At 60.7% G+C, this 1,307-nt stretch carries 2 protein-coding genes; both read left to right on the forward strand.

The genetic code is table 11. The features are described 5' to 3' along the window. Nucleotides 1-89 precede the first annotated feature (89 nt). A complete protein-coding gene (gene otnC, locus EOA60_RS33285) occupies nt 90-728 on the forward strand; it encodes a 3-oxo-tetronate 4-phosphate decarboxylase (RefSeq protein ID WP_127336073.1) in 639 nt (212 codons plus the stop codon). Between the two features lie 12 nt (nt 729-740). Beyond that, a complete protein-coding gene (gene rraA / locus EOA60_RS33290; protein ID WP_127336072.1) occupies nt 741-1,214 on the forward strand; it encodes a ribonuclease E activity regulator RraA in 474 nt (157 codons plus the stop codon). Nucleotides 1,215-1,307 lie beyond the last annotated feature (93 nt).

Consider the following 1,307-nt stretch of genomic DNA (forward strand, 5'->3'; position numbering starts at 1 on the left):
GGGGACAAACCCGTCGCGCTTGCCCTGAAGTCCGGCAATTTCGGGGCTCCCGATTTTTTCGACAAGGCATTGGAAAGGCTCGCTGGCAGATGAGCACTGAAAACAGAATACGCGAGGATATTGCCCGGCTTTCGAAAGCATTGTTCGATCGCGGCTTTTCGGTCGGCTCAGCCGGCAATATCAGCGCGGCGGTCGAGGACGGGATCCTGATGACCCCCACCAATTCATGTCTGGGTTTTCTCGATCCGGCGCGGCTGGCCAAGCTTGACCGCAACGGCAACCACGTCTCCGGCGACAAGCCCTCGAAGGAAATTTTTCTGCATCGAGCCTTTTATGAAACCAGGCCGCAGACGGGGGCGGTGGTCCATCTCCACTCGACGTTCGCGACAGCTCTTTCGTGCCTGACCGATATCGACCCAGACGACTGCATCCCACCGCTGACCCCTTACGTCGTCATGCGCGTCGGCGAGGTGAAGCTGCTCCCCTATGTCAAGCCGGGCGATGAAAGGATGGGCGACATGATCCGGGACCTTGGTGGCCGCCATGCCGCGGTGTTGCTGGCCAACCACGGGCCTGTGGTCAGCGGCAAGGACATTGGCGCTGCTGTCTATGCCGCCGAGGAACTGGAGGAAACGGCGAAGCTGTTGATCCTGCTGCGCGGTGCACCCACGCGCATTCTGTCGGCCGACAACGTCGCTGAACTGAAGGCCGCCTTCGGCGGCCGATAAACGGAGCTCCCCATGAAAACCGCCGATCTAGTCGAAGCTCATGAGGAGGCGGTGCAGTTCTGCGATCTTGCCTTCCTGAAACTGGGAACGAGAAAGGCCTTCTGCGGGCCGATCGCCACCGTCAAATGCTTCGAAGACAACGCTCTGCTCAAGGCAGAATTGCAGAAGCCTGGCGGTGGCAGGGTCATGGTCGTCGATGGGGGAGCGTCCAGCCGGGTCGCGCTGCTTGGCGACCAGATCGCCACGATCCTTCAGGACAATGGCTGGGCCGGCATCGTCATCAATGGCGCGGTCAGGGATAGCGCTGAAATCAACGCGATGGATGTTGCTGTTTTCTGCCTGGCGACAACGCCCAAGAAGTCCGTGAAGGACGGCGCCGGCAGGGCAGGGGTCCCTGTCCAGTTCGGTGGCGTAACCTTCGTACCAGGCGCCTACCTTTATGCGGATGCGGACGGTGTCCTGATAAGCGCCGGCGATCTGCGCTGAGGAAAGGCGGGAGCAGGAATACAGGAGAAGAGCATGATCGTTTCCATCAACCCGGCCGACGGACGAGAACTGGCGCGCTACGCAATGCACAGC

The sequence above is a fragment of the Mesorhizobium sp. M1A.F.Ca.IN.020.06.1.1 genome (assembly GCF_004023265.1).
GTDB lineage: Bacteria > Pseudomonadota > Alphaproteobacteria > Rhizobiales > Rhizobiaceae > Mesorhizobium.